Here is a 23585-nt window from a genome sequence, read left to right as displayed (position 1 = left end):
TACGCGCGGCTTCGCGACCCACGCCTGACACAGGCGCAGACAGGGGCGCGTGCTAAAATGCCCGATTCGAATTCACTACTGGACTTATGCCGCCGAGGTCCTTCCGCTCCGGGTGCATCTGGCAAGCATGCCCGGCCGAAAGCCGCGACGCAGAACCGATCCGATGATCAACGGTTTCCTACAGAAGATTTTTGGCAGCCGCAACCAGCGTCTGATCAAGCAATATCAAAAGACCGTCGCGGCCATCAATGCGCTCGAATCGAAAATCGAGCAATTGACCGATGAGCAGCTGCGCGCGAAGACGGACGAATTCCGTCAGCGCGTCGCGAACGGCGAGTCGCTCGATCAACTGCTGCCCGAAGCCTTCGCGGTGTGCCGCGAGGCGAGCCGCCGCGTGCTCAAGATGCGCCACTTCGATGTGCAGTTGATTGGCGGCATGGTGCTGCATTACGGCAAGATCGCCGAAATGCGCACCGGCGAAGGCAAGACGCTCGTCGCTACGCTGGCCGCTTATCTGAACGCGTTGTCGGGGCGCGGCGTGCACGTGGTCACGGTGAACGACTACCTCGCCCAGCGCGACGCCGAGTGGATGGGCCGGCTCTACAACTTCCTCGGGCTTTCCGTGGGCGTGAACCTGTCGCAGATGGATCACGCGCTCAAGCAGGAAGCCTACGCGGCGGACATCACCTACGGCACCAACAACGAGTTCGGCTTCGACTACCTGCGCGACAACATGGTCTACGAGACCGAAGCGCGCGTGCAGCGGCCGCTCAACTTCGCCATCGTCGACGAGGTGGACTCCATCCTGATCGATGAAGCGCGTACGCCGCTCATCATCTCGGGCCAGGCCGAAGACCATACCGATCTCTACGTGCGCATGAACGCGCTGCCGCCGTTGCTCGAGCGGCAGATCGGCGAAGAGCGCGCGGACGGCACGGGCGTGGAGAAGCCGGGCGACTACACGCTCGACGAGAAGGCGCGCCAGGTGTTCCTCACCGAGTCGGGCCACGAGAAGGCGGAACGCCTGCTCGCCGAGTGGGGCCTCATCGGCGAGGGCGAGAGCCTTTACGCGCCGCAGAACATCACGTTGATGCACCACGTGTACGCGGCACTGCGTGCACATACGCTGTTCTATCGGGACCAGCACTACGTCGTGCAGAACGGCGAAGTGATCATCGTCGACGAATTCACGGGCCGCCTGATGCAGGGCCGCCGCTGGTCCGACGGCCTGCACCAGGCCGTGGAAGCCAAGGAGCACGTGAAGATCCAGAGCGAGAACCAGACGCTCGCCTCGATCACGTTCCAGAACTACTTCCGCATGTACTCGAAGCTTTCGGGCATGACCGGTACCGCGGATACCGAAGCGTACGAATTCAACGAGATCTACGGCCTCGAGACGGTCGTGATCCCGACCAACCGGCCGCCGAAGCGGATCGACCTCCAGGATCAGATCTACAAGACCGCGAAAGAGCGCTACGACGCGGTCATTCGCGATATCCGCGATTGCTACGAGCGCGGCCAGCCGGTGCTGGTCGGTACGACGTCGATCGAGAATTCGGAGCTGCTGTCGAACCTGCTGCAGAAGGCAGGTCTGCCGCACGAAGTGCTGAACGCCAAGCAGCACGCGCGCGAGGCAGCGATTGTCGCGGAAGCCGGGCGCCCGAAGCGCATCACGATCGCCACCAACATGGCCGGCCGCGGTACCGACATCGTGCTGGGCGGCAATGCCGAAAAGCAGGCGACGTTCCTCGAAGCCGACGAGTCGATTCCGGCCGACGAAAAAGCGCGCCGCATCCAGCAGCTGCACGACGAATGGCAGGCGCTGCACGACCAGGTGAAGGCGGCGGGCGGTCTGCACATCATCGGCACCGAGCGTCACGAGTCGCGCCGTATCGACAACCAACTGCGCGGACGCGCCGGCCGTCAGGGCGATCCGGGCTCGTCGCGCTTCTATCTGTCGCTCGACGACCCGCTGCTGCGCATTTTCGCAGGCGACCGCGTGCGCGCCATCATGGACCGCCTCAAGATGCCGGAAGGCGAGGCGATCGAGGCCGGCATCGTCACGCGTTCCATCGAGTCGGCGCAGCGCAAGGTCGAAGCGCGCAACTTCGATATCCGCAAACAGCTGCTCGAATACGACGACGTCTCCAACGACCAGCGCAAGGTGATCTACCAGCAGCGCAACGAGTTGCTCGAAGCGCAGGACATCACCGAAACGATCGGCGCGATGCGCCACGGCGTGGTCACGGATCTCGTCCGGCAGTTCGTTCCGCAAGGCAGCATCGAAGAGCAATGGGACGTGCCCGAGCTGGAAGAAGCGCTGCGCAACGACTGGCAGCTCGACCTCGCGATTCAGGAGATGATCAACGAATCGCAGTCGATCGACGCAGACGAAATTCTCGAAGCCGTGCTCGCCGCCGCGGACGAAACGTACGAGCACAAGGTCGCGCTCGTGGGCCGCGAATCGTTCAGCGCGTTCGAGCGTTCGATCATGCTGCAGACGCTCGACCGTCACTGGCGCGAGCACCTCGCGGCGCTCGATCACCTGCGTCAGGGCATCCACCTGCGGGGCTATGCGCAGAAGAATCCGAAGCAGGAATACAAGCGCGAGGCGTTCGAACTCTTCGCGGCCATGCTCGACGCGGTCAAGCACGAAGTGACGCGGATCGTGATGAACGTCCAGATCCAGACACCGGAGCAGCTCGAGCAGGCGGCGGAACAGTACGAAGAGGAAGGCAGCAGCCATCTCGAAAACGTCGAGTTCCGGCATGCCGAATTCGCCGAAGCGGCTGCTGTCGCGGCCTCCGCGGCACCGGCCGCGGCGGATGCCGCAGCATCGATGGTCGATCACGCCATGCAATACGGCACGGCGCAGGACAACCCCGTGCCGAAGGCCGCGCCCGCCGTCGCCAAGGTGGGCCGCAACGATCCCTGCCCGTGCGGCAGCGGCAAGAAGTACAAGCAGTGCCACGGCAAGCTCGGCTGATGGCGAATGCGGCGCGTCCTGTGTGGCGCGCCGTTTCGTCTCATGGCGCGCTGTGCCGTTGAGACTCCGGCGGCCTGGACTTCGTCCGGGCCTTTTTTGACCCTACGATGCCGGCTCACCCGCCACGTCTTGCCGCCGGCATTGCCTCTCCGACAGGTCGCCACCATGGCTGTCAATTTCCCCTCGATCGATCCCGCACAACTTCATCCCGTCGCCGGCGTGACGCTCGGCTGGGCTGAGGCCAACATCCGCAAACCGAACCGCAAGGATGTGCTGGTGATTTCCGTCGAAGAAGGCGCCACGGTTGCGGGCGTGTTCACGTCGAACCGCTTTTGTGCCGCGCCCGTGACGGTGTGCCGCGAGCATCTCGCCCGCGTGCGCGAAGGCGGCAGCGGCATTCGCGCGCTGGTGGTGAACACGGGTAACGCCAATGCCGGGACGGGGGAGCCGGGGCTCGCTGTCGCGCGCGAAACGTGCGCTGAGCTTGCGCGTCTCGCGGGTATTGCGCCTGAGCAGGTGCTGCCGTTCTCGACCGGCGTGATTCTGGAGCCGTTGCCCATCGACCGCCTGAAGGCCGGTTTACCGCAGGCACTCGCAAACCGGGGCCCGGCGCACTGGTACGACGCGGCGCAGGCCATCATGACCACGGACACGCTGCCGAAGGCGGCCTCGCGCCAGGTCACCATCGACGGCCATACCGTGACGCTCTCGGGCATCAGCAAGGGCGCCGGCATGATCAAGCCGAACATGGCGACCATGCTCGGCTTCCTCGCCTTCGACGCCGCCGTGGCGCAGCCCGTACTCGACGCGCTCGTGAAGCACGCAGCGGACCGCTCGTTCAACTGCATCACGATCGACGGCGATACGTCGACGAATGACTCGTTCATCCTGATCGCCACCGGCAAGTCGAGCCTGCCCGCGATCACGTCGACCGAATCGCCCGCGTATGCCGCACTGCGCGACGCGGTGACCGAAATGGCGCAGACGCTGGCGCAACTCATCGTGCGCGACGGCGAAGGCGCGACGAAGTTCATCACGGTTCAGGTGGAACAGGGCGCGAATGTGGGCGAGTGCCGCCAGGTCGCCTACGCCATCGGCCATTCGCCGCTCGTGAAAACGGCGTTCTACGCGTCGGACCCGAACCTTGGCCGCATTCTCGCCGCCATCGGTTATGCCGGCATCGCAGACCTCGACGTGGGCAAGGTCGAGGTCTATCTGGACGACGTGCTCGTTGCGCGCGCGGGCGGGCGCAACCCCGACTACCGCGAGGAAGACGGCCAGCGCGTCATGAAGAAGAGCGAGATCGCGGTGCGTGTGCGGCTAGGCCGCGGCGACGCGCAGGCCACTATCTGGACCTGCGACCTGTCGCACGACTACGTGAGCATCAACGCCGACTATCGCTCCTGATCCCGCACCTTGCCATGGACAAGCTCGAACAGTTTCTGACCCGCGCCGAGGCTTTGCTCGGCCGCCTGGAAGCGGTGCTGCCGCCGCTCGCGCCGGAAGTGGACTGGAATGCCGCGGTGGCGTTTCGTTGGCGCAAGCGCCAGGGGCGTGGCTTTCTGCAGCCCGTCACCGCCATTTCCACCATCGCGCTCGACGATCTTCAGAACATCGATCGCCAGAAGGACCTGATCGAGCAGAACACGCGACAGTTTGTTCATCGGCGGCCTGCGAACAACGTGCTGCTGACGGGCGCACGCGGCACCGGCAAGTCGTCGCTGATCAAGGCCTGCCTCAACGCGCACGCGAAGGACGGCCTGCGCCTGATCGAGGTCGACAAGGACGACCTGCATGACCTGGGCGACATCGTCGATCTCATTTCGCAGCGTCCGGAGCGCTTCATCGTGTTCTGCGACGACCTCTCGTTCGAGGAAGGCGAGTCGGGCTACAAGGCGCTCAAGGTCGCGCTGGACGGCTCGGTGGCAGCGCAGTCCGACAACGTGCTGATCTACGCGACGTCGAACCGGCGCCACCTGCTGCCGGAGTACATGAGCGACAACGAGACGTACCGGCATATGCCGGACGGCGAAATCCACCCGGGCGAAGTGGTCGAGGAAAAGATCTCGCTGTCGGAGCGTTTCGGGCTGTGGGTCAGCTTCTACCCGTTCAAGCAGGACGACTACCTCGCGATCGTCGGCCACTGGCTGCGGCATTTCGGCTGCGATGACGCCGAAATCGAAGCGGCGCGCGGCGATGCGCTCGTGTGGGCACTGGAGCGCGGCTCGCGCTCGGGGCGGGTCGCATGGCAGTTCGCTCGCGACTGGTCCGGCAGGAGGGCGTCGGCATGACGGGCGCGACGAATAGTGCAGCAGCGGACACGGGCGCGCAGCGACCCGTGACCGAAGTGGCCGTTGGCGTGCTTGTGAAGCCGGACGGTCGGTACCTGCTGGCGCAGCGGCCGGCGGGCAAACCGTACGAAGGCTACTGGGAGTTCCCGGGCGGCAAGCTGGAGGCGGGCGAATCGGTGGAGGCCGCGCTCGCGAGAGAGCTTCACGAGGAACTCGGCATCGAGGTGACCGCCTGTCATCGGTGGCACACGCTCGAGCACGACTATCCGCATGCTTACGTGCGGTTGTACTTCTGCAAGGTCACCGAATGGCAAGGGGAGCCGCACGGGCGCGAAGGTCAGGCGTTCGTCTGGCAGACACTGCCGGCTGACGTGTCGCCGCTCTTGCCCGCGACGATTCCCGTGCTGGAGTGGCTCGCGGCGGAGTGATGGAGGCGTGGTCGCGGTAAGGCGCCGCGCCTTGCGACTGGCTTACCGCACCGGTTCACCGCACGCGGTTACTGCGGCCGCGTATCGATGGGCGGCGTGTCGTCCGGCGGCGTATCTTCTTCATTGCCGCCGATGCGGTATTTTTCCGCGGCCCATGCACCCAGATCGATCTGCTTGCAGCGCTCTGAGCAAAACGGGCGGTAACGGTTCTCAGGTACCCAGCGGACTTCCTTTCCGCAAGTCGGGCATTTCACGACAGTGGCAGTCATTCGGCTAGACGTTCGTTCGATTGTGCTGAGGGTCTTGACACGGTGCGCGTCGGGCACTTGCCGGAACGCAATGCCTCGTTCAACGGCTGAGGCGCGACAATCGTGTGAAATGCGCCAGGTGGCTCAGAGGCTGCACAACGTGAGCTGGAACGGTACGTCGACGTCGACGGCGCGCGGCCGCAGGTCACCGTCTTGCACCATGAAGCGCACCCACAGCATGTACTTGTTCGCGCTTGCTTCCGGAATGACGCGCAATTCCGGTGCCACGCGCACTTGCATGAGCTGATATGAGCGGCCCGAGAGCATTTGCTGGTAGCTGCCCTGCATGGCCATCACCTTGGACGCCTGGCCCGATTCGCGTGCGAGGCGCAGCACAATGGCGGCGGCATCGCGCAGCGGCAGCAGCGGCGTGACCCACTTCGCGATGTCCTGACGCCGCTGGTCCGGGTGCGACTGCTGCCAGGCGTAGTACGACGGAAGATCGAACTTGCAGGTACCGCCCGGAATGATCGTGCGGCTACGGATGCTTGCAAGCCACTCGTTGTCTGCAAGATGCTGGCCAGTTTTGCCTTGCATCTGGCCGAGCCCGGCGAGCGTCTGCTCGATCTCGCCCAGCACGGCTTCGAGTGCGTTTTGTTCGATGCCGGGGTTGCCGCGGAATGGTGCCAGCGTCTGACGCTGACGCTCGAGTTCCTTCATCAGATCCGACTTCAGATCGGCGCGGCCCGCGACTTCCGATATTTCGAACAGCGTCGTGAGCGCAACGTGATGCTCCCGTGCGTCTTCCTGGGTGAGGAAGAACGTGAAGCGCTCGAACAGATCCTCGAGGCGCAACAGCGTGCGGATTCGCTCGTTGAAGGGATACTCGTAAAGAATCAAGCGCGCTCGCCTCGGCGTGGTCGGTGACAGGATTGCAGGACATTCTAATGCCGTGAGACTACCGTCGCAATCGCGCACTTTCATGGCGAGGCAAGCCTTGCGGCGCCGTGACGCGCCCCGCGAAGCGTGTGTTGATCGGGTTGCGTAGCCGCCGGCGGTTCGTTCACCGTATTGTCACGGATGCCCTTCTTCCTGCACGTGTTCGACAGACGTTTGTCTGCACGTCTCTACGGCTGGCGCTGCGTGTGCTCCTGTCCGCTGGCGAGAGCAAGATACCGGCGGTGCAACGCTTCGACGCGAGCGGTCAGTGCCACGATAGAAGCGCCGTCGTTCACGACGACGTCGTCTGCGGCAGCGAGTCGGGCTTCGCGCGATGCCTGCCGCGCGACGATCGCAAGCACCTGCTCGCGTGTGAATCCGTTTCGCTTCATGACCCGTTCGACCTGCGTTTCGACCGGGCAGTCCACGACGAGAACGCGATCCACGCGCGTCTTCCAGTCGCCCGACTCCACGAGCAGAGGGACGACAACGATCACATACGGCCCCTGTGCTTCGCGTCGTTCGCGGTCCGCCTCAGCGCGAATGAGCGGATGTGTGATGGCTTCGAGCCGCTTGCGCGCGGAATCGTCCGAGAAGACGAGCGAGCGCATGCGAGCGCGGTCGAGTGACCCATCCGGCGCCGCGAAGGACGGACCAAACTCTGCGACGATCGGCAGCATGGCCAGACCACCTGGCGCGGTGATGCGATGAGCGATGAAATCCGTATCGACCACCGGGACGCCCCGTGCCGCGAACAAGTCTGCGACAGTGGATTTGCCGCTTCCAATACCTCCGGTTAGCCCGACGGAGAACATGAACCGTGCTCCCAAATACGAAGTTAGAACGGTGCGAAATAAAACGGCGTGCCGAGAAAGAGGGTGATGAGCCCCCCGGCCGCGAGAAACGGGCCGAACGGCAAGGGCTCTTCGAATCGCATGCGACCTGTCCAGGTTGCCACGAGTCCGACGATGGCGCCCGCAACGGCGGCAATCACGACGATCTGCGGCAACGCCGTCCATCCGAGCCATGCACCCAGGGCCGACAGTAGCTTGAAGTCGCCGTAGCCCATTCCCTCCACGCCGCGCACCAGCCGAAATAGCCAGTAGACGCACCAAAGCGCGAGATAGCCCGCAATGGCGCCGATTACGGCGTCGTGCAGATTCGCGAACGTGCTGCCCAGATTGACGATGAGGCCGGCCCACAGTAGCGGCAGCGTCATCGAGTCGGGCAACAGTTGGTGATCGAGATCGATGGCGCTCACCGCGATCAGCGTGGCGCACAGGCCGAAGGCGAGCAGCGCTTTGCCGGCAGGGCCAAATGCGGCGAGGGCGGCTACCGCGCAGAGTGCGCTCGCGACTTCGATGAGCGGGTAACGCACGCTGACGCGCATCTGGCAATTCGAGCAGCGTCCGCGCAGCAGCAGCCAGCTGAGCACCGGGATGTTTTCCCAAGCGCGCAGCGCATGGCCGCAGTGCGGGCACGCGCTGCGCGGCAGCCACAGGTTGTAGCGTGCGGGCAGACCATCGTCGGGGAAGAGCTGGCCGGTTGCATCGGTGACCTCGGCGCGCCACGTCCGGTCCAGCATGATGGGAACGCGGTGCACAACGACGTTGAGGAAGCTGCCGATTACGAGCCCGATGACGATCGCGAAGCCGAACTGCACGCTCTGCGGCAACGCACCGAAAGCGAGCGCAAGCGTGCTGGGCGGATGTCCCGAGACGCCGGCCAGGCCGCTTCGCGCGGTATCGGACAGGAACGGAAAGAGAGCGTGCATGGATGGATGACGGAATCTGGCAGCGATGCTACACCACGTTGCCCAGTTGAATGATGGGAAGATACATGGCGATGACGAGGCCTCCCACGAGCGCCCCAAGCACGACGATGACGAGCGGCTCGCACAGGCTGGACAGCGTGGCGATCTTTTCGTCGACCTGACGATCGGCGAGCGCGGCTACGTCGAGCAGCATGGCATCCAACGCGCCTGATTCCTCCGCAACGGCAACCGGCTGCACGACGTGTGACGGAAAGCACTGCGCCGAACGCATGGCTGCCGCGAGCCGCTCGCCACGAGCAAGGCGGCTCGCGATGCCGGCACTTGCCTCGTCGAAGAATGCATTCCCGCTTGCATGCGAGAGCGAGGCGAATGCGTCGGCGAGTGGCGTGCCGGCCGCGAGGAGCGTTCCGAGCGCGCGGCTCCAGCGTGCCGCACAGAGCGTCTTCAACAGTGGGCCGGCAATCGGGACACCGAGCGCGAATCGTCCGAAGCGGACACGTGCCGTGTCGGAACGGCGCAAGAGCCAGCGTAGCGCCAGGCAGCCCGCGATGATCAGCGTCACGAACGGACCGCTCCAGCGCGCTGCAGCGTTCGAGAGCGCGAGTACCGTTCGTGTGGGTGCAGGCAAGGTGGCGCCAAAGCCATCGAAGATCTGCTTGAACGTGGGAACGACCCATATGAGCAGCGCCGCGGTGATCGCAACGGCGAACAGGAGGACGGCGACGGGATAAGTCAGCGCAGCGCGAACCTTGGCGCGTTGCGCGGCGGCGCGTTCGCGATCGTCCGCAATCCGGGCGAGCACGGCCGGCAGCGCGCCTGAGGCTTCTCCTACGGCAACCAGTTGGCAGTAGAGCGGGCCGAACTGCGCAGGATGACGGCCCAGAGCCGCAGAAAATGCGATGCCCGCGGCGATGTCGCGTGACAGCGTCGCAGCGATGCGCGGCATGCCGCGCGGACCGTCTGCCTGTGCGAGCAGATTCAGTGCCGGCGCGAGCGGCAGTCCTGCGCGCAAGAGGCTGGCGAGTTGCCGCGTGAACAACGAGACGTCCGAGTGGGCCGCTTTGGGCCGCGGTGCCGTGCCGCGCACGACGAGTTCGAGTGCGAAGACGTTGTCTCGCTTGAGCGCTTCGCGGGCCTGTGCGGCATTCGCCGCAACGAGCAAACCGCGCCTTGGCATACCGGAGGCGTCCATGCCGCGCCATGCAAAGCGCAGGTCGTGAACAGCAGCGTTCGTTTCGGCGTGTTGGACGTTCACGCTGCCTCCGTGGCGGCGAGTGCTTCGTCGAGACTCGTGGTGCCGTCGCAGACTCGTGCGAGTGCGGCTTCACGCAGGCTAGTGACGCGTTCGGCGCGAGCTTGTCGCGCAATTTCGTGGCTCCCCGCACGTCGAACGATGAGTTCGCGCATGGCATCCGACACGGGCATCACCTCGTGTACGCCGAGTCGCCCGCGATAACCGATGCCGTGGCACGCACCACATCCGCGGGGCGAGTAGGGCAAGCCGCGATCTGCCTCGTCACCGGCCACCGCCCGCCACGCCGCCAAATCGTCGGACGGCCTGCGACACGTGGTGCACAGCCGCCGCACGAGCCGCTGCGCAGTCACCATGCGCAATGCCGCCGCGAGGTTATAAGGCGCCACGCCGATGTCGATCATGCGGCCGATGGCGGCCGGCGCGTCGTTCGTGTGCAGCGTCGAGAGGACAAGGTGGCCGGTCTGGGCCGCCTTCACCGCCACGTCGGCTGTTTCCTCGTCGCGAATTTCGCCGATCATGATGACGTCCGGATCCTGGCGCAGAAACGCGCGCAGCGCCACCGCGAACGTGAGCCCCGCCTTCTCCCGAATGCTGACCTGGTTGATGCCGGCGAGCTGAATTTCAGCGGGATCTTCCACCGAGCACACGTTGCGCGACTCCGTGTTGAGCATCTGCAGAAAACAGTACAGCGAGAGCGTCTTGCCGCTGCCGGTGGGACCGGTCACGAGCACGAGACCATGCGGTGAGCGGATCGCGGTTTCGACGGTGCGCTGCTGTGCCTGCGCGAGCCCCAGCGACGCGAGCGACAGATCGGCAGGAAGCGCATCCAGCCGACGCAGTACGAGCTTTTCGCCAAAGAGCGTGGGCAACGAATTGACGCGATAGTCTTCGTTGCGCTCACCTGTGAGCGCAAGACGTAGTCGTCCGTCCTGCGGCACACGCCGTTCCGCGATATCCATTCGTGCGAGCACCTTCACTCGCGTAACGAACGGATCGCGCAGATGAGCAGGCGGTCGCGCGAGTTCGTGAAGCACGCCGTCGATGCGCAGTCTCACGCGCCAGCCGTGCTCGAAGGGCTCGATGTGCACATCGGACGCGTTGCGTTGCGCAGCTTGTTCGAGCGTGTCGGCGAGCAGTCGGACAGCGGGCGTGTTATCGGTGTCGCGCACGGCGGCGAGCGTATCGGCCGGACGAGCGCGAGGCGGCGGGCTCGCTGCGGTGGTGACTGCCGCGGTTCGAGTGCCCGCGGTGCCTGCGGCGTTGCTGCTCGCCGCGGCAGCCGGGGCCAGACGGCCGTCGGCTGGCGATGTCGACGCGTATAGCGGGGAATGCTCTGGGTGCTGCGTGAAAGGAGACTTCGAAGGAGACATCGAAAACCGGCACTGCGCCGCCTGCGGAAGATGACGGCTCATCATCGGTCATCGGCGGTTGGTCTGGCATTCGTCCAGATGGCTAACGCTGCGATGTCTGCATGGTCTTGCTGCTTTTGGTGCCGCCTTTCATACGGCCTTTTGCGCCGGGTCTGAACAGCTTCACGGTGCGGATAGCCTGATCGTCGCTGCGCATCACTTCGAGTTTCACGTCGCCGATCTGCACGCAGACGTCACCGTCCGGAATTTCCTCGAGAATTTCGAGGATCAGGCCGTTGAGGGTCTTGGGGCCATCCGTTGGCAACGAAATCTGGAGCCAGCGATTCAGCTCGCGCAGCGGCATGCTGCCCGACACGATGCATTCGCCTTCCTCGTTCCATCCTCCGCGTCCTGAGCCGCTACGCGGCATGGACGTGGTGAACTCCCCGATCAGTTCCTCGATGATGTCTTCCGGCGTGACGAGTCCTTGAAGTTCCCCGTATTCGTTGACGACGAGCGCCGTACGCTGCCGCGACTCCTGGAAGTATTGGAGTTGCTGGAACACGGGCGTGCCGGTCGGGACGAAGTAGGGTTCCGCGAGCAATTCGCGCAGTGTCTCGCGCTCCAGTTCCTGGTTGTGCAGCGCCGCCAGCGTTTTGCGCACGTGCAGGATGCCCAACACACGGTCGATGTCACCCTGATAGACGACCAGCTTGTTGTGATAGCAGGTTTCGAGTTGGTGAAGGATGTCTTCGAGCGGTGCTTCGAAGTCGAGTGCCTCGATCCGGCGGCGCGGGATCATGACGTCGTCGACGGTGATGTTCTCCAGATCGAAGAGGTTCAGCAGGATGCTGCGGTGCTTGGTGGGCATGAAACTGCCGGATTCGAGCACGATGGTGCGCAGCTCTTCCGTGGACAGGCGCTGCTCGCGCGCGCCTTTGGTATTGATGTGCAGCAGCCTGAGCAGACTGTTGGCGAACAGATTCACCAACCAGACCACCGGTTTCGTGATGCGCATCAACGGAGCGATGAGCAGACTGGCGGGTAGCGCGATCTTCTCGGGATAGGTGGCGCCCACGATCTTGGGCGTGATCTCGGCAAACACGATGATAAGGAACGCAACGATGCCGGTCGCGATGGAGAGCACCACGTTGTCATGGCCGAACGTATGCAGCGCGATCGACGTGGTGAGCACCGGAATGATGGTGTTGAACAGATTGTTGCCAATAAGGATAACCGAGAGCAGCAGGTCGGTACGCGCCAGCAGCCCTTGGGTGACTTTTGCGCCGAGCGCGCCCCGGCTTGCCAGGTGTTTGAGGCGATGACGGTTGATGGCCATCATCGCCGTCTCGGAGATGGAGAAGAAACTGGAGCAGATGAGCAGCAGGAAAACCGCGCCTATCTGCGCCCATAAAGGGAGTTGTTCCACGCGTCGAGAGGGGGGAGGAAATAGGATGGGAAAACTATATCAGAGGGGGATGGCGCTTCCAGCCTGGCCGGATGGCTGAGCGCGGCCGCTGCGGTGCCCAGACCGGTAATCGCGGGCGAAAAAAAACCGCGCAATGATGCGCGGTTTTTTCAGCAATTCTGGTCGGGGTGAGAGGATTCGAACCTCCGGCCTCTACGTCCCGAACGTAGCGCTCTACCAGGCTAAGCTACACCCCGAATTAGACTCTCGCGATGTTTCGGTCTTGTTCAAGACTGACGCGTCGTCGAGTAAGAACATAATTCTAGCAGGCTTTCTTTGTAAATGGAATCCGGGAACGAAGAAATTGCCGCTGCGGCCGCGCGAGCCTCTTCTTTGGCGCATTCGAGCGTGTGGTCGAGCGCGCCGGAGCGCGTGATGGCGGCGAAGATGTCCTCGAAGCGGTCCGTTCCGCCTTGCTCGATGGCTTCGCGCGCGAGCGCCGACTCGGCCGGTGTGCCATGCTCGATGAGCCAGATCAGCGGCAGGGTGGGCTTGCCTTCGCGCAGGTCGTCGCCTGCGTTCTTGCCCATCGACTCGGCCGTGCCTGTGTAGTCGAGCCAGTCGTCCATGATCTGGAAGGCGGTACCGATGTGTCGGCCGTACTCGGCGGCAGCCTCTTCGATCTTCCCGTCGGCACCCGACAGCACGGCGCCCAGTTGCGCCGCCGCTTCGAAGAGCTTCGCCGTCTTGTAGCGGATCACCTGCATGTAGCGCGCCTCGTCCACGTCCGCATCGTGCATGTTGAGAAGCTGCAGGACTTCGCCTTCGGAGATGATGTTGGTCGCTTCGGCAAGAATTTCCATCACGCGCATCTTGCCGACGCCCACCATCATCTGGAACGAGCGCGAATACAGGAAGTCGCCCACCAGCACGCTGGCCGCGTTGCCGAACAGCGCGTTGGCCGTTTGCCGGCCGCGCCGCAGGTCCGATTCGTCGACCACGTCGTCATGCAGCAGCGTTGCCGTGTGGATGAATTCGATCACGGCGGCCAGTTCGTACCGGTGCCCGGTGCGCTCACCGAGCGCACCCGCCACGAGAAGCAGCAGCGCAGGACGCAGACGCTTGCCTCCGGCCCCGATGATGTACTCCGAGATCTGGTTGATTAGCATCACCTCGGACGCCAGACGTTGCCGGATGACACGGTTCACCTGCTCCATGTCTTCAGCGATCGGGGCAAGCAGGGCAGCGGCGTTGGGGGCGGAAGTGGCGGTCGACGACATGATGGCGAAAATGGGTAGTGCCGCGAATTATAAGGCGAACGGGCACATCCCGGGCTTTGGCGGGGCTGCTCGGGCGAGGCGGCGGCCTGCCAATGCCTTGCGGGCGTTGGCTTGCATGGCCGGGGGGGATGCTGCGGAGGGCCGCGCGCACCAGCCGTGAATGAGTTTTGACCTTGATCCTAACTCTATGTATAATCACGGGTTTCCGCGCGCGGTGCGTCGGAAAAACGAATCCAGAGTGAGGTTTTCAATGTACGCGGTCATAAAAACCGGCGGCAAGCAGTACAAGGTTGCCGTTGGCGAAAAACTTAAAGTAGAACAGATACCGGCTGACATTGACGCAGAAATCACGCTCGACCAGGTTCTCGCAGTGGGCGAAGGCGAATCGATCAAGTTCGGTACGCCGCTGGTCAGTGGGGCTTCCGTCAAGGCCACCGTTGTGTCGCACGGTCGTCACGCCAAAGTGACCATCTTCAAGATGCGTCGCCGGAAGCACTACCAGAAGCACGGCGGCCACCGCCAGAACTACACCGAACTGCGCATCGACGCGATCAACGCGTAAGCGCAACGGTTAAGGAGCAATCACATGGCACACAAAAAGGCAGGCGGCTCGTCACGCAACGGCCGCGATTCCGAGTCGAAACGACTGGGGGTCAAAGTGTACGGCGGTCAGGCAATCAATGCCGGCGGCATCATCGTGCGTCAGCGTGGCACGCGCATGCACCCCGGTGACAACGTCGGCATCGGCAAGGATCACACCCTGTACGCGCTCGTCGACGGCCACGTCAAGTTCACGACGAAGGGCGCCGACCGGAAGCACACGGTCGTCGTCGTCCCGGCAGCAGCCTGAGCGGCCCTTCAGGCTCGGGTAACTGACCGGATGAAAGGCCCCGCGAAGTTTGCGGGGCCTTTTTCATTGGTGCTGCGAATGCGCTGCGAGCTCGCACGCGGCCATCGCGAGTGCGATTGCCTCGACCATTCGGTCAGTTGGTGTGGGTCCGCCGGGCGCGGCAAAATAGAGAAAACACGGGACGGAGTAACGCATGAAGTTCATTGACGAAGCGAAGATCGAAGTCATCGCCGGCGATGGGGGCGATGGCAGCGCGTCGATGCGCCGCGAAAAGTTCGTCCCGTTCGGCGGCCCGGACGGCGGAGACGGCGGGCGCGGCGGTAGCGTCTACGCCATTGCTGACCGCAACATCAACACGCTGATCGACTACCGCTATACGAAGAAACATCAGGCGCGCAACGGCGAGAACGGTCGCGGCTCGGACTGCTACGGCAAGGGCGGCGACGACATCACGCTGCGCATGCCCGTCGGCACGATCATTACGGATATCGACACCGGCGAGCTGATCGCCGACCTGACGGAGCACAACCAGCGCGTACTGGTCGCGAAGGGTGGTTCGGGCGGCTTGGGCAATCTGCACTTCAAGTCATCCACGAACCGGGCTCCGCGCCAGAAGACCGAAGGCAAGCCCGGCGAGCGCCGCATGGTCCGGCTCGAGTTGAAGGTACTCGCGGATGTCGGCCTGCTCGGCATGCCGAACGCGGGCAAGTCCACGTTCATTTCGTCTGTCTCGAACGCGAAGCCGAAGATCGCCGATTATCCGTTCACTACGCTCGCGCCTAACCTGGGTGTGGTGCGCGTGGCACCCGGCAAGAGCTTTGTCATCGCGGACATCCCGGGATTGATCGAGGGCGCGGCGGAAGGCGCCGGACTCGGACACCAATTCCTGCGCCATCTGCAGCGCACCGGGCTGCTGCTGCATCTCGTGGATCTTGCGCCGTTCGACGAGGGCACGGACCCGGTCGCCGAAGCGAAGGCAATCGTCAACGAACTGCGCAAGTACGACGAGTCGCTTTATCAGAAGCCTCGCTGGCTGGTGCTGAACAAGCTTGACATGGTGTCGGAAGCGGAGCGCGAGGCGCGCGTTGCGGACTTCGTCAAGCGCTTCGAGTGGGACGGGCCCGTCTTCGAGATTTCCGCGCTCACGGGCCAGGGCTGCGAAAACCTCTGCTACGCCGTGTACGACTACGTTGCTGCCCATTCGGACGCCCGTCGCGCCGAGGAGGCCGAAGATCTGGCGTCCGACGTGCGGTTTCGCGGCGCGAATGGCGCCTCCGGTCAGAACGAGGGCGAGGCGGGAACAGCGCCGGACCCGTCGCAGGGGTAGGTTTATACGTTGCGCCGGTATGTGCGATGCGTCGCCTGCCGGCGTTCCTCCAGCATCATCCGTTATCGGGGAGATTGCGCAGCATGCGTTCTGTCATTGCCGATTCCCGGCGCCTCGTTGTGAAAGTGGGATCGAGCCTCGTTACCAACGACGGGCGCGGGCTCGATCACGAGGCTATCGGCCGCTGGGCCGCGCAGATCGCGGCGTTGCGCGGCGCAGGCAAGGAAGTGGTGCTGGTAAGTTCGGGCGCAATCGCGGAAGGCATGCAACGGCTCGGCTGGACGAAACGTCCGCGCGAAATCGATGAGTTGCAAGCCGCCGCCGCGGTGGGGCAGATGGGGCTCGCGCAGGTCTACGAGAGCCGTTTCGCCGAGCATGCCATCCGCACCGCGCAAATTCTGCTCACGCACGCCGACTTGGCCGACCGCGAACGCTATCTCAACGCGCGCTCCACGTTGCTCACGCTGCTGCGCCTGGGCGTGGTGCCGATCATCAACGAGAACGACACCGTGGTTACCGACGAAATCAAGTTCGGTGATAACGACACGTTGGGGGCGCTGGTCGCGAACCTGATCGAAGGCGACGCGCTCGTCATCCTCACGGATCAGCGCGGACTCTATACCGCCGACCCGCGCAAGGACCCGAACGCCACCCTCGTGGCCCAGGCGGATGCCGGCGCGCACGAACTTGAAGCCATGGCCGGCGGCGCGGGGTCGAGCATCGGCCGCGGCGGCATGCTCACGAAGATTCTGGCTGCGAAACGCGCCGCGCACAGCGGCGCAAACACGGTGATCGCGAGCGGCCGCGAGCCCGACGTGCTGCTACGACTTGCCGCAGGCGAGGGGATTGGCACCCAACTGATCGCCCGTACGGCGCGTATGACCGCGCGCAAGCAATGGATGGCCGACCATCTGCAGGTGCGCGGCCACGTGGTGATCGACGACGGCGCCGTGGAGAAGCTCACCTCGGGCGGCAAGAGCCTGCTGCCGATCGGCGTGGTCGCCGTGCAGGGTGCCTTTGCGCGCGGCGAGGTGATCGCGTGCCTGAACGGCGCGGGCGTCGAAGTGGCGCGTGGCATCACCAACTACAGCAGTGCCGAAGCCAAGCTCATCCAGCGTCATCCGAGCGGGGAGATCGAGTCCGTGCTCGGCTACATGCTCGAGCCCGAACTGATCCACCGCGACAACCTCGTGCTGATCTGACGGCGGGGCGCCGTCAGCCGCTCAGTGAATGAGCGAAGTCGCGGTGCGCTTGTAGCGCATGTTCTCGACGATCCGTGGTGCGGAACCCGTCGGAATTTTGTTCGCGCAGAAGTAGTCTTGATACAGCGCGGCCTGATAGGCGTTGAGGTTGCCGTTCTCGATTCGCTTCCAGTCGGTCGCGACCGTGCGGTCCCAGCCGTCGTGATCTGCGTTCAGGCCAGCGTACTGGCGCCACTCGTAGGTATCGCAGCGGATGCCTTCGTAGTTGACGTTACGCGCGCCGCTGGGGCTGGTGATCACCACCGTGTAGCGCACTACACCGTCGCTGCCTACCGAAACCGAACCCGGGTCCACGCCGAAGCTGAGAGGCGTGTTCTGCGAGACATCGAATGGCAGCAGACGCGCGCCGGGCTGCGGCAGAGGCGGAAGCGTCTCGACTTTGTTCTCGGTCCAGTTCGCGGGCTTGTCGAACAGGTAGGTGAACACGCTGTCGTCCTGGTTGGTCTTGGGCTGCGTGCTGGAGCAGGCAGCGAGAAGCGCACCGGTGGCAACGCACGCCACGGCCAAAGCAAATCGTTTCAATATGATGTCCTCGAAACGCCGGTGGTCCGTTCGAACGGCCGTACCGGCGGCAGCGGCGCGTGAAGCGCCGCAGAAATGCCACGACAGGCAGGTACGATCTGCCGCTTCAACCGTCCACCGACGAACGATCGAAACAGCGGTAAAACGATCATGAGGCCGGGTCTACGCTGCGGACCGTCAGGCTTTCCATCGATGCGCAGTCACCCTCGACGGCGGTGTGGATGGTGGTTGTCTCGACGGTCACGAGCGTTTGCGAAATCGTCGCCGTCTCGTGGGCGGACGACGCGACGCGGGGGTACCGCGCTCCATGCGCGTGGGGCCCACTGCGCTCGGGGCGCGGCGCAGGGCGCCGCAGAAAACGCGACAATTCCGTCAGCGCGAGCTGATAGACATCCCGCTTGAACTCGATCACGGCGTCGAGCGGCACCCAATATTCATTCCAGCGCCAGGCATCGAACTCGGGGTGATCGGTCGCTCGCAGACAAATGTCGCAGTCGCGTCCGAGCATCCTGAGCAGGAACCAGATCTGCTTCTGGCCGCGGTAATGACCGCGCACCTCGCGCTTGATGAACTTGTCGGGCACCTCGTAACGCAACCAGTCGCGCGTGCGACCAATGATCTTGACGTGCTCTGGATGCAGGCCGGTTTCTTCGTGCAACTCCCGATACATCGCCTGCATGGGGGTCTCACCGTACTTGATGCCCCCTTGCGGAAATTGCCAGGAATGTTCGCGAAGCCGTTTGCCCCAAAACACCTCGTTGTGAGCGTTCAAGAGGATGATGCCGACGTTCGGGCGAAAGCCTTCACGATCCAGCATACAACCACCTTCGAATCCTTTAAAATTGCTTTGATTATAAACAGATAACGGTCCTGACGCACCGGACAGGCACCACGATGGAACAATTTCCCGCCGCAGCGCGCAGCGTGGCGGCAGGGGCGCCTGAACACCAGGCCCGCCGCAGGGAATGGTTTGACGATTCCACCGCCGCGCAGGTCCGGAAATTCCACCGTTTGACCTTCTTTGGGCGGCCCGTCCCGGCCGCCGCTTTTGGAAAATTCTGAATGAAAGCCTCCCGTTTCTTTATCGGCACCCTGAAGGAAGCTCCTGCTGACGCGGAAATCGTCAGCCACAAACTGATGGTGCGCGCCGGCATGATCCGGCGCGTGGCCGGCGGCATCTATAACTACCTGCCGATCGGGCTGCGCTCCATCCGCAAGGTCGAGGCGATCGTGCGCGAAGAGATGAATCGCGCGGGGGCGATCGAGCTGCTGATGCCGTCGGTGCAACCCGCCGAGCTGTGGCAGGAATCGGGGCGCTGGGAGAAATACGGGCCGGAACTGCTGCGTTTCAAAGACCGCAAGCAGAGCGACTTCGTGCTGGGGCCGACCCACGAGGAAGTGGTGACCGACATCGCGCGCAACCAGGTAAAGAGCTATCGCCAGCTGCCGGTGAATTTCTACCAGATCCAGGCGAAGTTCCGCGACGAGATCCGTCCGCGTTTCGGCGTGATGCGCGGGCGCGAATTCATCATGAAGGACGCTTACTCCTTCGACAAGGACATGGACGGCCTGCGCGAGTCATACCGCAAGATGTACGACGCGTACGTGCGCATCTTCACGCGTTTCGGGCTCGATTTCCGCGCGGTCGCGGCCGATAACGGCGCGATCGGCGGTACGGGTTCGCACGAATTTCACGTGATTGCCGACACGGGCGAGGACGCGATTGCGTACTGCCCGACCTCGGAATTTGCGGCGAACGTCGAGGCGGCGGAAGCGCTGCCGCTCGTTGCCCAGCGCGCGGCGCCCACCGAGCCGATGCAGAAGGTCGCCACGCCTGGCAAGGCGAAGTGCGAGGCGGTGGCCGAGCTGCTGAACATTCCGCTCGAGCGCACCATTAAGTCCATCGTGCTTGCCACCGAGAACGAAGGCGCCGAACCCACCATCTGGTTGCTGATGCTGCGCGGCGACCACGATCTCAACGAGATCAAGACGAGCAAACTGCCCGGTCTCGCGGAGCACCGGTTCGCCACGGAAGACGAAATTGTCGAGTGGTTCGGCACGCCGCCGGGCTACCTGGGCCCTGTCGGCACGAAGAAACCCGTTCGCGTGATCGCGGACCGCACGGTCGCGAACATGAGCGATTTCGTCGTCGGTGCGAACGAAATGGACTATCACATCGCCGGCGTGAACTGGGGCCGCGATCTGCCGGAGCCGGTGGTTGCCGACATCCGCAACGTTAAGAAGGGCGATCCCTCACCGGACGGCAAGGGTGCCATCGACATCTGCCGCGGCATCGAGGTGGGCCACGTGTTCCAGCTCGGCACGCGCTACTCGGAAGCAATGGGCGCGACGTTCCTCGACGAAACCGGCAAGCCGCAACCCATGCTGATGGGCTGCTACGGCATTGGCGTCACGCGCATTCTCGGCGCGGCGATCGAGCAGAATTTCGACGAGAAGGGCATCATTTGGCCCGAGGCGATTGCGCCGTTCGAGGTCGTGCTGTGCCCGATGGGCTACGACCGCAGCGACGCCGTGCGCGAGCACGCCGACCGCCTGTACGACCAGCTCGTGGCGGCGGGCATCGACGTGATTCTGGACGACCGCGGCGAGCGTCCGGGCGTGATGTTTGCCGACTGGGAGCTGATCGGCGTGCCGCATCGGCTCGTGATCGGCGAACGCGGTCTGAAGGAAGGCAAGATCGAGTACCAGGCGCGTCGCGATGCCGAACCGACGCTGCTGCCCGTGGAAAGCGCCGCCGCGACGGTAACGGAAAAAGTCCGCGCCGCGCTCGCTCGCTGACCCGGACAGGAGAAACGCGGTGGAATACACGTTTCTGTCCGCGACGATCCTGCTCGTCCTGATCACCGATCCGCTCGGCAACATTCCGCTCTTCATCGGCTGTCTGCGCGGCGTGACCGCGCGGCGGCGCGTCGTCGTGATTCTGCGGGAAGTGGCGATCGCGTTCGTGATCCTGCTGGTGTTCATGATCGTCGGCGACCGCTTCCTGCGCATGATGAGCCTCACCGACCAGTCGCTGCGCATCGGCGGCGGCATTGTGCTGTTCCTGATCGCGCTGCGGATGATCTTCCCGCATCCGGGTGGTCCGTTCGGTCATGTGAAGGGCGGCGAGCCGCTCATCGTGCCGCTCGCCATTCCCGCGCTAGCTGGCCCGTCCGCGCTCGCGACCGTCATGCTGCTCACGTCGCAGGCACCTGGGAAAATGCTCGAATGGATCGGCGCGCTCACGGTGACGATGATCGTGTGCGCAATCGTGCTGGTACTGGCCGAGCGCATTCAGCAATGGCTCGGCGAGCAGACAGTGACCGCCTTCGAGCGCCTGATGGGACTCGTGCTCGTGGCGATTTCGGTGGAAATGATGCTGGGCGGGATCAGGAGCTTCGTGCACCAGCTTTAGAAGATCTGGGTTCCCGCAGTTGGTTTTTTGCGTTTGCGTCTGGTGCCGCTCAGGCGAGCGGCGGCACGCAGGCTCAAGCGGGCGGCGCGGCTTGACGCATTCTTGCCGCAACCGCGCCAACAGCGTTACGCGTCTTCGGTGAGCGCCCGGATGGTCGGCAGATTGCGCCAGTAACCCTTCGCGTCCATGCCGCAGCCGAACACGTAGCGGTCCGGCACCTCGAATCCGCAAAAGTCGGGGCGCAGCGGCTTCGCCTTCTTGATGATTTTTTCGCACAGCACCGCCGACAGAAAGCGCTTCGCGCCCATGTCGAGAATGCGGTCGCGAATGGCCGCCATGGTCTCGCCTTCGTCGAGGATGTCGTCCAGCACGAGCACCACGCGATCCTTCACCGATTCCGCTGGCGCCACACGCCACTGCATCTCCGCGCTTCCCTTCGTCGTATTCCGGTAGCGGGTGAGGTGGATGTAGTCGAATTCGAGCGGGAAATCGAGGTGGGGCAGCAGCATGCCGGTGAACACCGCCGCACCGCCCATCACCGAAAGTACGAGCGGGAACTCGTTGCTCATTTCGGCTCGGATCGCGCTGGCCATCCGGCTGATCGACGCGTCGACTTCGTCTGCGGAGACGATCTCTTCGGAGTGGCGGAAAATGTGGAGAGCTTCTTCGCGATTCATGACGTGTAGCGGGCGTTGTCCCTGTCTGTATGAGTGTGGGCGAGAACGGCGGCGTGCGCTATAGCATAAACCCGTGCGCCGTTCGGCACGTTCGCCGCTCAAAAAAACGGCTGGCCGGCGCAGGGCCGGCCAGCCGCGCACGTTTGTTTCAGCGCATGCCGGGCATCATGCCCTTCATGCCGCGCATCAGCTTCTGCAGGTTGCCGCCCTTGAGCTTCTTCATCATGGTGCGCATCTGCTCGTACTGGTTGAGCATGCGGTTCACCTCCTGCACCTGCACGCCCGCGCCGGCCGCGATCCGGCGTTTGCGCGTCGCCTTGATGAGTTCGGGCTTCGCGCGCTCGGCCGGCGTCATCGAATTGATGATGCCTTCCATGCGGCGCATCTGCTTTTCGGCTTGCCCCATGTCGGCGCCCGAAGCGGCCTGCTGGAACTGCGCCGGCAGCTTGTCCATCAGCGACGAGAGGCCGCCCATCTTCTTCATCTGCGACAACTGGGCGCGGAAGTCGTTGAGGTCGAAGTCTCCGCCTTTCTTGACCTTGTCGGCCAGCTTTTGCGCTTGCTGGACGTCGACGCCGCGCTGGGCTTCTTCGACGAGGGCGAGAATGTCGCCCATGCCGAGAATCCGGTTCGCCATGCGGTCCGGATAGAAGATCTCGAGGCCGTCCAGCTTCTCGGCCACGCCGACGAACTTGATCGGCTTGCCGGTGACGTGTCGCACGGAGAGCGCGGCACCGCCGCGCGAGTCGCCGTCGAGCTTGGTCAGCACGACGCCGGTGAGCGGCAGTGCGTCGTTGAACGCCTTCGCGGTGTTGACGGCGTCCTGGCCGAGCATCGCGTCAACCACGAACAGCGTTTCCGCCGGATTCAGCGCGCCGTGCAGGGCGGTAATCTCCTGCATCATCGCTTCGTCGATACCGAGCCGGCCGGCCGTGTCGACGATCAGCACGTCGTGATAGTGGCGCTTCGCCCAGTCCACCGCGGCGCGTGCGATGTCGACGGGCTTCTGGTCCGGCTGCGACGGGAAGAACTCAGCGCCCACCTGTTCGGTGACGGTCTTCAACTGGGCAATAGCGGCCGGCCGATAGACGTCGCACGAAACGGTGAGCACCTTCTTCTTGTATTTCTCGCGCAGCAGCTTCGCGAGTTTGCCGACGGTGGTCGTCTTGCCCGCACCCTGCAGGCCGGCCATGAGGATGATCGCGGGCGGCGCGACAGCGAGATTGAGTTCGGCGGCCTTGCCTTCGTAGTCGCCGCCGATCACCGCCGTCAGCTCGCGCTGCACGACGCCGACGAGCGCCTGGCCCGGCGAGAGGCTGGCAAGCACTTCCTCGCCCAGCGCCTTTTCCTTGACCTTGGAGATGAAGTCGCGCACCACGGGCAGCGCGACGTCGGCCTCGAGCAGCGCGAGACGCACTTCGCGCAGCATCTCCTGGGTATTCGCCTCGGTGAGCCGGGCTTCGCCGCGCAGCGTCTTGACGACGCGCGCCATCCGTTGGGTGAGAGTGTCGAGCATGGGGGATGGTGGACAGTGCGGCCCGGGTGTCTCGCAAAGCGGGAGCCGTCGCGAGAGA

At 64.0% G+C, this 23585-nt stretch carries 23 protein-coding genes and 1 tRNA gene; 11 read left to right on the top strand and 13 right to left on the bottom strand.

All coding sequences use genetic code 11. The features are described from left to right. Window positions 1–163: 163 nt before the first annotated feature. From secA to U0042_RS16885, 4 genes are all read left to right on the top strand, one after another. A complete protein-coding gene (gene secA / locus U0042_RS16900) occupies window positions 164–2986 on the top strand; it encodes a preprotein translocase subunit SecA (RefSeq protein WP_114813141.1) in 2823 nt (940 codons plus the stop codon). Between the two features lie 165 nt (window positions 2987–3151). Beyond that, window positions 3152–4393, top strand: a complete 1242-nt coding sequence (gene argJ, locus U0042_RS16895; protein WP_114813143.1) for a bifunctional glutamate N-acetyltransferase/amino-acid acetyltransferase ArgJ — start codon at window positions 3152–3154, stop codon at window positions 4391–4393. Between the two features lie 14 nt (window positions 4394–4407). Next, window positions 4408–5277, top strand: coding sequence for an ATP-binding protein (locus U0042_RS16890; protein WP_114813145.1), 870 nt, complete (start codon window positions 4408–4410; stop codon window positions 5275–5277). After that, complete coding sequence (locus tag U0042_RS16885; RefSeq protein WP_114813147.1) at window positions 5274–5705, top strand: NUDIX domain-containing protein; 432 nt, start codon at window positions 5274–5276, stop codon at window positions 5703–5705. The genes U0042_RS16890 and U0042_RS16885 overlap by 4 nt, the downstream gene beginning before the upstream one ends. 68 nt (window positions 5706–5773) lie before the next feature. On the opposite strand, the gene yacG is transcribed toward U0042_RS16885, so the two are convergent. The 9 genes from yacG to U0042_RS16840 all read right to left on the bottom strand — a co-directional run bounded on the left by yacG (window position 5774) and on the right by U0042_RS16840 (window position 13958). Beyond that, a complete protein-coding gene (gene yacG / locus U0042_RS16880; RefSeq protein ID WP_114813149.1) occupies window positions 5774–5974 on the bottom strand; it encodes a DNA gyrase inhibitor YacG in 201 nt (66 codons plus the stop codon). A 123-nt stretch (window positions 5975–6097) separates the two neighbouring features. Next, the gene (gene zapD, locus U0042_RS16875) at window positions 6098–6853 is read right to left on the bottom strand and encodes a cell division protein ZapD (protein ID WP_017777111.1); all 756 of its coding nucleotides are present in this window, start codon (window positions 6851–6853) and stop codon (window positions 6098–6100) included. 227 nt (window positions 6854–7080) lie between these two features. Further along, the gene (gene coaE, locus U0042_RS16870; RefSeq protein ID WP_114813151.1) at window positions 7081–7707 is read right to left on the bottom strand and encodes a dephospho-CoA kinase; all 627 of its coding nucleotides are present in this window, start codon (window positions 7705–7707) and stop codon (window positions 7081–7083) included. Window positions 7708–7730: 23 nt separating this feature from the next. Then, window positions 7731–8666 (bottom strand): prepilin peptidase, encoded by a 936-nt coding sequence (locus U0042_RS16865; protein ID WP_198665368.1) that lies wholly within the window; start codon window positions 8664–8666, stop codon window positions 7731–7733. A 28-nt stretch (window positions 8667–8694) separates the two neighbouring features. Beyond that, window positions 8695–9858, bottom strand: a complete 1164-nt coding sequence (locus U0042_RS16860; protein ID WP_198665372.1) for a type II secretion system F family protein — start codon at window positions 9856–9858, stop codon at window positions 8695–8697. Window positions 9859–9917: 59 nt separating this feature from the next. Continuing rightward, window positions 9918–11291 carry a GspE/PulE family protein gene (locus U0042_RS16855; protein WP_114813395.1) on the bottom strand — a complete coding sequence of 458 codons (1374 nt, stop codon included), beginning with the start codon at window positions 11289–11291 and terminating at the stop codon, window positions 9918–9920. A gap of 82 nt (window positions 11292–11373) precedes the next feature. Continuing rightward, window positions 11374–12699 (bottom strand): HlyC/CorC family transporter, encoded by a 1326-nt coding sequence (locus U0042_RS16850; protein WP_114813155.1) that lies wholly within the window; start codon window positions 12697–12699, stop codon window positions 11374–11376. A 159-nt stretch (window positions 12700–12858) separates the two neighbouring features. Further along, window positions 12859–12935: transfer RNA gene (locus U0042_RS16845), tRNA-Pro, on the bottom strand. Between the two features lie 30 nt (window positions 12936–12965). Continuing rightward, window positions 12966–13958, bottom strand: coding sequence for a polyprenyl synthetase family protein (locus U0042_RS16840; RefSeq protein ID WP_114813157.1), 993 nt, complete (start codon window positions 13956–13958; stop codon window positions 12966–12968). Between the two features lie 250 nt (window positions 13959–14208). Between U0042_RS16840 and rplU the strand changes: the two genes are divergently transcribed. The 4 genes from rplU to proB all read left to right on the top strand — a co-directional run bounded on the left by rplU (window position 14209) and on the right by proB (window position 17337). After that, window positions 14209–14520 (top strand): 50S ribosomal protein L21, encoded by a 312-nt coding sequence (rplU, locus tag U0042_RS16835; protein ID WP_006025184.1) that lies wholly within the window; start codon window positions 14209–14211, stop codon window positions 14518–14520. A gap of 24 nt (window positions 14521–14544) precedes the next feature. Next, window positions 14545–14808 (top strand): 50S ribosomal protein L27, encoded by a 264-nt coding sequence (gene rpmA, locus U0042_RS16830; protein WP_114813161.1) that lies wholly within the window; start codon window positions 14545–14547, stop codon window positions 14806–14808. Window positions 14809–15001: 193 nt separating this feature from the next. After that, the gene (gene cgtA / locus U0042_RS16825) at window positions 15002–16135 is read left to right on the top strand and encodes an Obg family GTPase CgtA (protein WP_114813163.1); all 1134 of its coding nucleotides are present in this window, start codon (window positions 15002–15004) and stop codon (window positions 16133–16135) included. 83 nt (window positions 16136–16218) lie between these two features. Further along, a complete protein-coding gene (gene proB / locus U0042_RS16820) occupies window positions 16219–17337 on the top strand; it encodes a glutamate 5-kinase (RefSeq protein WP_114813165.1) in 1119 nt (372 codons plus the stop codon). 21 nt (window positions 17338–17358) lie between these two features. Here proB and U0042_RS16815 read toward each other — a convergent pair whose 3' ends face one another. Continuing rightward, a complete protein-coding gene (locus U0042_RS16815; RefSeq protein ID WP_114813167.1) occupies window positions 17359–17919 on the bottom strand; it encodes a CNP1-like family protein in 561 nt (186 codons plus the stop codon). A gap of 148 nt (window positions 17920–18067) precedes the next feature. Further along, window positions 18068–18736 (bottom strand): RNA pyrophosphohydrolase, encoded by a 669-nt coding sequence (locus tag U0042_RS16810; protein WP_114813169.1) that lies wholly within the window; start codon window positions 18734–18736, stop codon window positions 18068–18070. Between the two features lie 77 nt (window positions 18737–18813). Here U0042_RS16810 and U0042_RS16805 point away from each other — a divergent pair, with 77 nt between their 5' ends. From U0042_RS16805 to U0042_RS16795, 3 genes are read left to right on the top strand one after another with little or no spacing between them, the layout of a single operon-like run. Continuing rightward, a complete protein-coding gene (locus tag U0042_RS16805; RefSeq protein WP_198665369.1) occupies window positions 18814–18981 on the top strand; it encodes a hypothetical protein in 168 nt (55 codons plus the stop codon). Then, window positions 18982–20718: a proline--tRNA ligase gene (locus tag U0042_RS16800; RefSeq protein WP_114813173.1), complete on the top strand. Its 1737-nt coding sequence runs from the start codon at window positions 18982–18984 to the stop codon at window positions 20716–20718. 19 nt (window positions 20719–20737) lie between these two features. Then, a complete protein-coding gene (locus U0042_RS16795; RefSeq protein ID WP_017777098.1) occupies window positions 20738–21334 on the top strand; it encodes a MarC family protein in 597 nt (198 codons plus the stop codon). Window positions 21335–21459: 125 nt separating this feature from the next. On the opposite strand, the gene U0042_RS16790 is transcribed toward U0042_RS16795, so the two are convergent. Both U0042_RS16790 and ffh read right to left on the bottom strand, forming a co-directional pair. Beyond that, window positions 21460–22011 carry a hypoxanthine-guanine phosphoribosyltransferase gene (locus tag U0042_RS16790; protein WP_114813175.1) on the bottom strand — a complete coding sequence of 184 codons (552 nt, stop codon included), beginning with the start codon at window positions 22009–22011 and terminating at the stop codon, window positions 21460–21462. A gap of 148 nt (window positions 22012–22159) precedes the next feature. Then, window positions 22160–23527 (bottom strand): signal recognition particle protein, encoded by a 1368-nt coding sequence (gene ffh / locus U0042_RS16785; RefSeq protein ID WP_114813177.1) that lies wholly within the window; start codon window positions 23525–23527, stop codon window positions 22160–22162. Between the last annotated feature and the right edge of the window lie 58 nt (window positions 23528–23585).

The sequence above is a fragment of the Paraburkholderia kururiensis genome, assembly GCF_034424375.1.
Taxonomy (GTDB): Bacteria; Pseudomonadota; Gammaproteobacteria; order Burkholderiales; family Burkholderiaceae; genus Paraburkholderia; species Paraburkholderia kururiensis_A.
Note: the sequence above shows the minus strand (reverse complement) of the source record. Positions and strands in the feature narration are given on the sequence as shown.

Excerpts from the sequence above, each read along its gene's own strand:
- secA (WP_114813141.1), top strand. The coding sequence starts at position 164 with ATGATCAACGGTTTCCTACAGAAGATTTTTGGCAGCCGCAACCAGCGT.
- argJ (WP_114813143.1), top strand. The coding sequence starts at position 3,152 with ATGGCTGTCAATTTCCCCTCGATCGATCCCGCACAACTTCATCCCGTC.
- U0042_RS16890 (WP_114813145.1), top strand. The coding sequence starts at position 4,408 with ATGGACAAGCTCGAACAGTTTCTGACCCGCGCCGAGGCTTTGCTCGGC.
- U0042_RS16885 (WP_114813147.1), top strand. The coding sequence starts at position 5,274 with ATGACGGGCGCGACGAATAGTGCAGCAGCGGACACGGGCGCGCAGCGA.
- yacG (WP_114813149.1), bottom strand. The coding sequence starts at position 5,974 with ATGACTGCCACTGTCGTGAAATGCCCGACTTGCGGAAAGGAAGTCCGC.
- coaE (WP_114813151.1), bottom strand. The coding sequence starts at position 7,707 with ATGTTCTCCGTCGGGCTAACCGGAGGTATTGGAAGCGGCAAATCCACT.
- U0042_RS16865 (WP_198665368.1), bottom strand. The coding sequence starts at position 8,666 with ATGCACGCTCTCTTTCCGTTCCTGTCCGATACCGCGCGAAGCGGCCTG.
- U0042_RS16860 (WP_198665372.1), bottom strand. The coding sequence starts at position 9,858 with ATGGACGCCTCCGGTATGCCAAGGCGCGGTTTGCTCGTTGCGGCGAAT.
- U0042_RS16855 (WP_114813395.1), bottom strand. The coding sequence starts at position 11,291 with ATGTCTCCTTCGAAGTCTCCTTTCACGCAGCACCCAGAGCATTCCCCG.
- U0042_RS16840 (WP_114813157.1), bottom strand. The coding sequence starts at position 13,958 with ATGTCGTCGACCGCCACTTCCGCCCCCAACGCCGCTGCCCTGCTTGCC.
- rplU (WP_006025184.1), top strand. The coding sequence starts at position 14,209 with ATGTACGCGGTCATAAAAACCGGCGGCAAGCAGTACAAGGTTGCCGTT.
- rpmA (WP_114813161.1), top strand. The coding sequence starts at position 14,545 with ATGGCACACAAAAAGGCAGGCGGCTCGTCACGCAACGGCCGCGATTCC.
- cgtA (WP_114813163.1), top strand. The coding sequence starts at position 15,002 with ATGAAGTTCATTGACGAAGCGAAGATCGAAGTCATCGCCGGCGATGGG.
- proB (WP_114813165.1), top strand. The coding sequence starts at position 16,219 with ATGCGTTCTGTCATTGCCGATTCCCGGCGCCTCGTTGTGAAAGTGGGA.
- U0042_RS16810 (WP_114813169.1), bottom strand. The coding sequence starts at position 18,736 with ATGCTGGATCGTGAAGGCTTTCGCCCGAACGTCGGCATCATCCTCTTG.
- U0042_RS16805 (WP_198665369.1), top strand. The coding sequence starts at position 18,814 with ATGGAACAATTTCCCGCCGCAGCGCGCAGCGTGGCGGCAGGGGCGCCT.
- U0042_RS16800 (WP_114813173.1), top strand. The coding sequence starts at position 18,982 with ATGAAAGCCTCCCGTTTCTTTATCGGCACCCTGAAGGAAGCTCCTGCT.
- U0042_RS16790 (WP_114813175.1), bottom strand. The coding sequence starts at position 22,011 with ATGAATCGCGAAGAAGCTCTCCACATTTTCCGCCACTCCGAAGAGATC.
- ffh (WP_114813177.1), bottom strand. The coding sequence starts at position 23,527 with ATGCTCGACACTCTCACCCAACGGATGGCGCGCGTCGTCAAGACGCTG.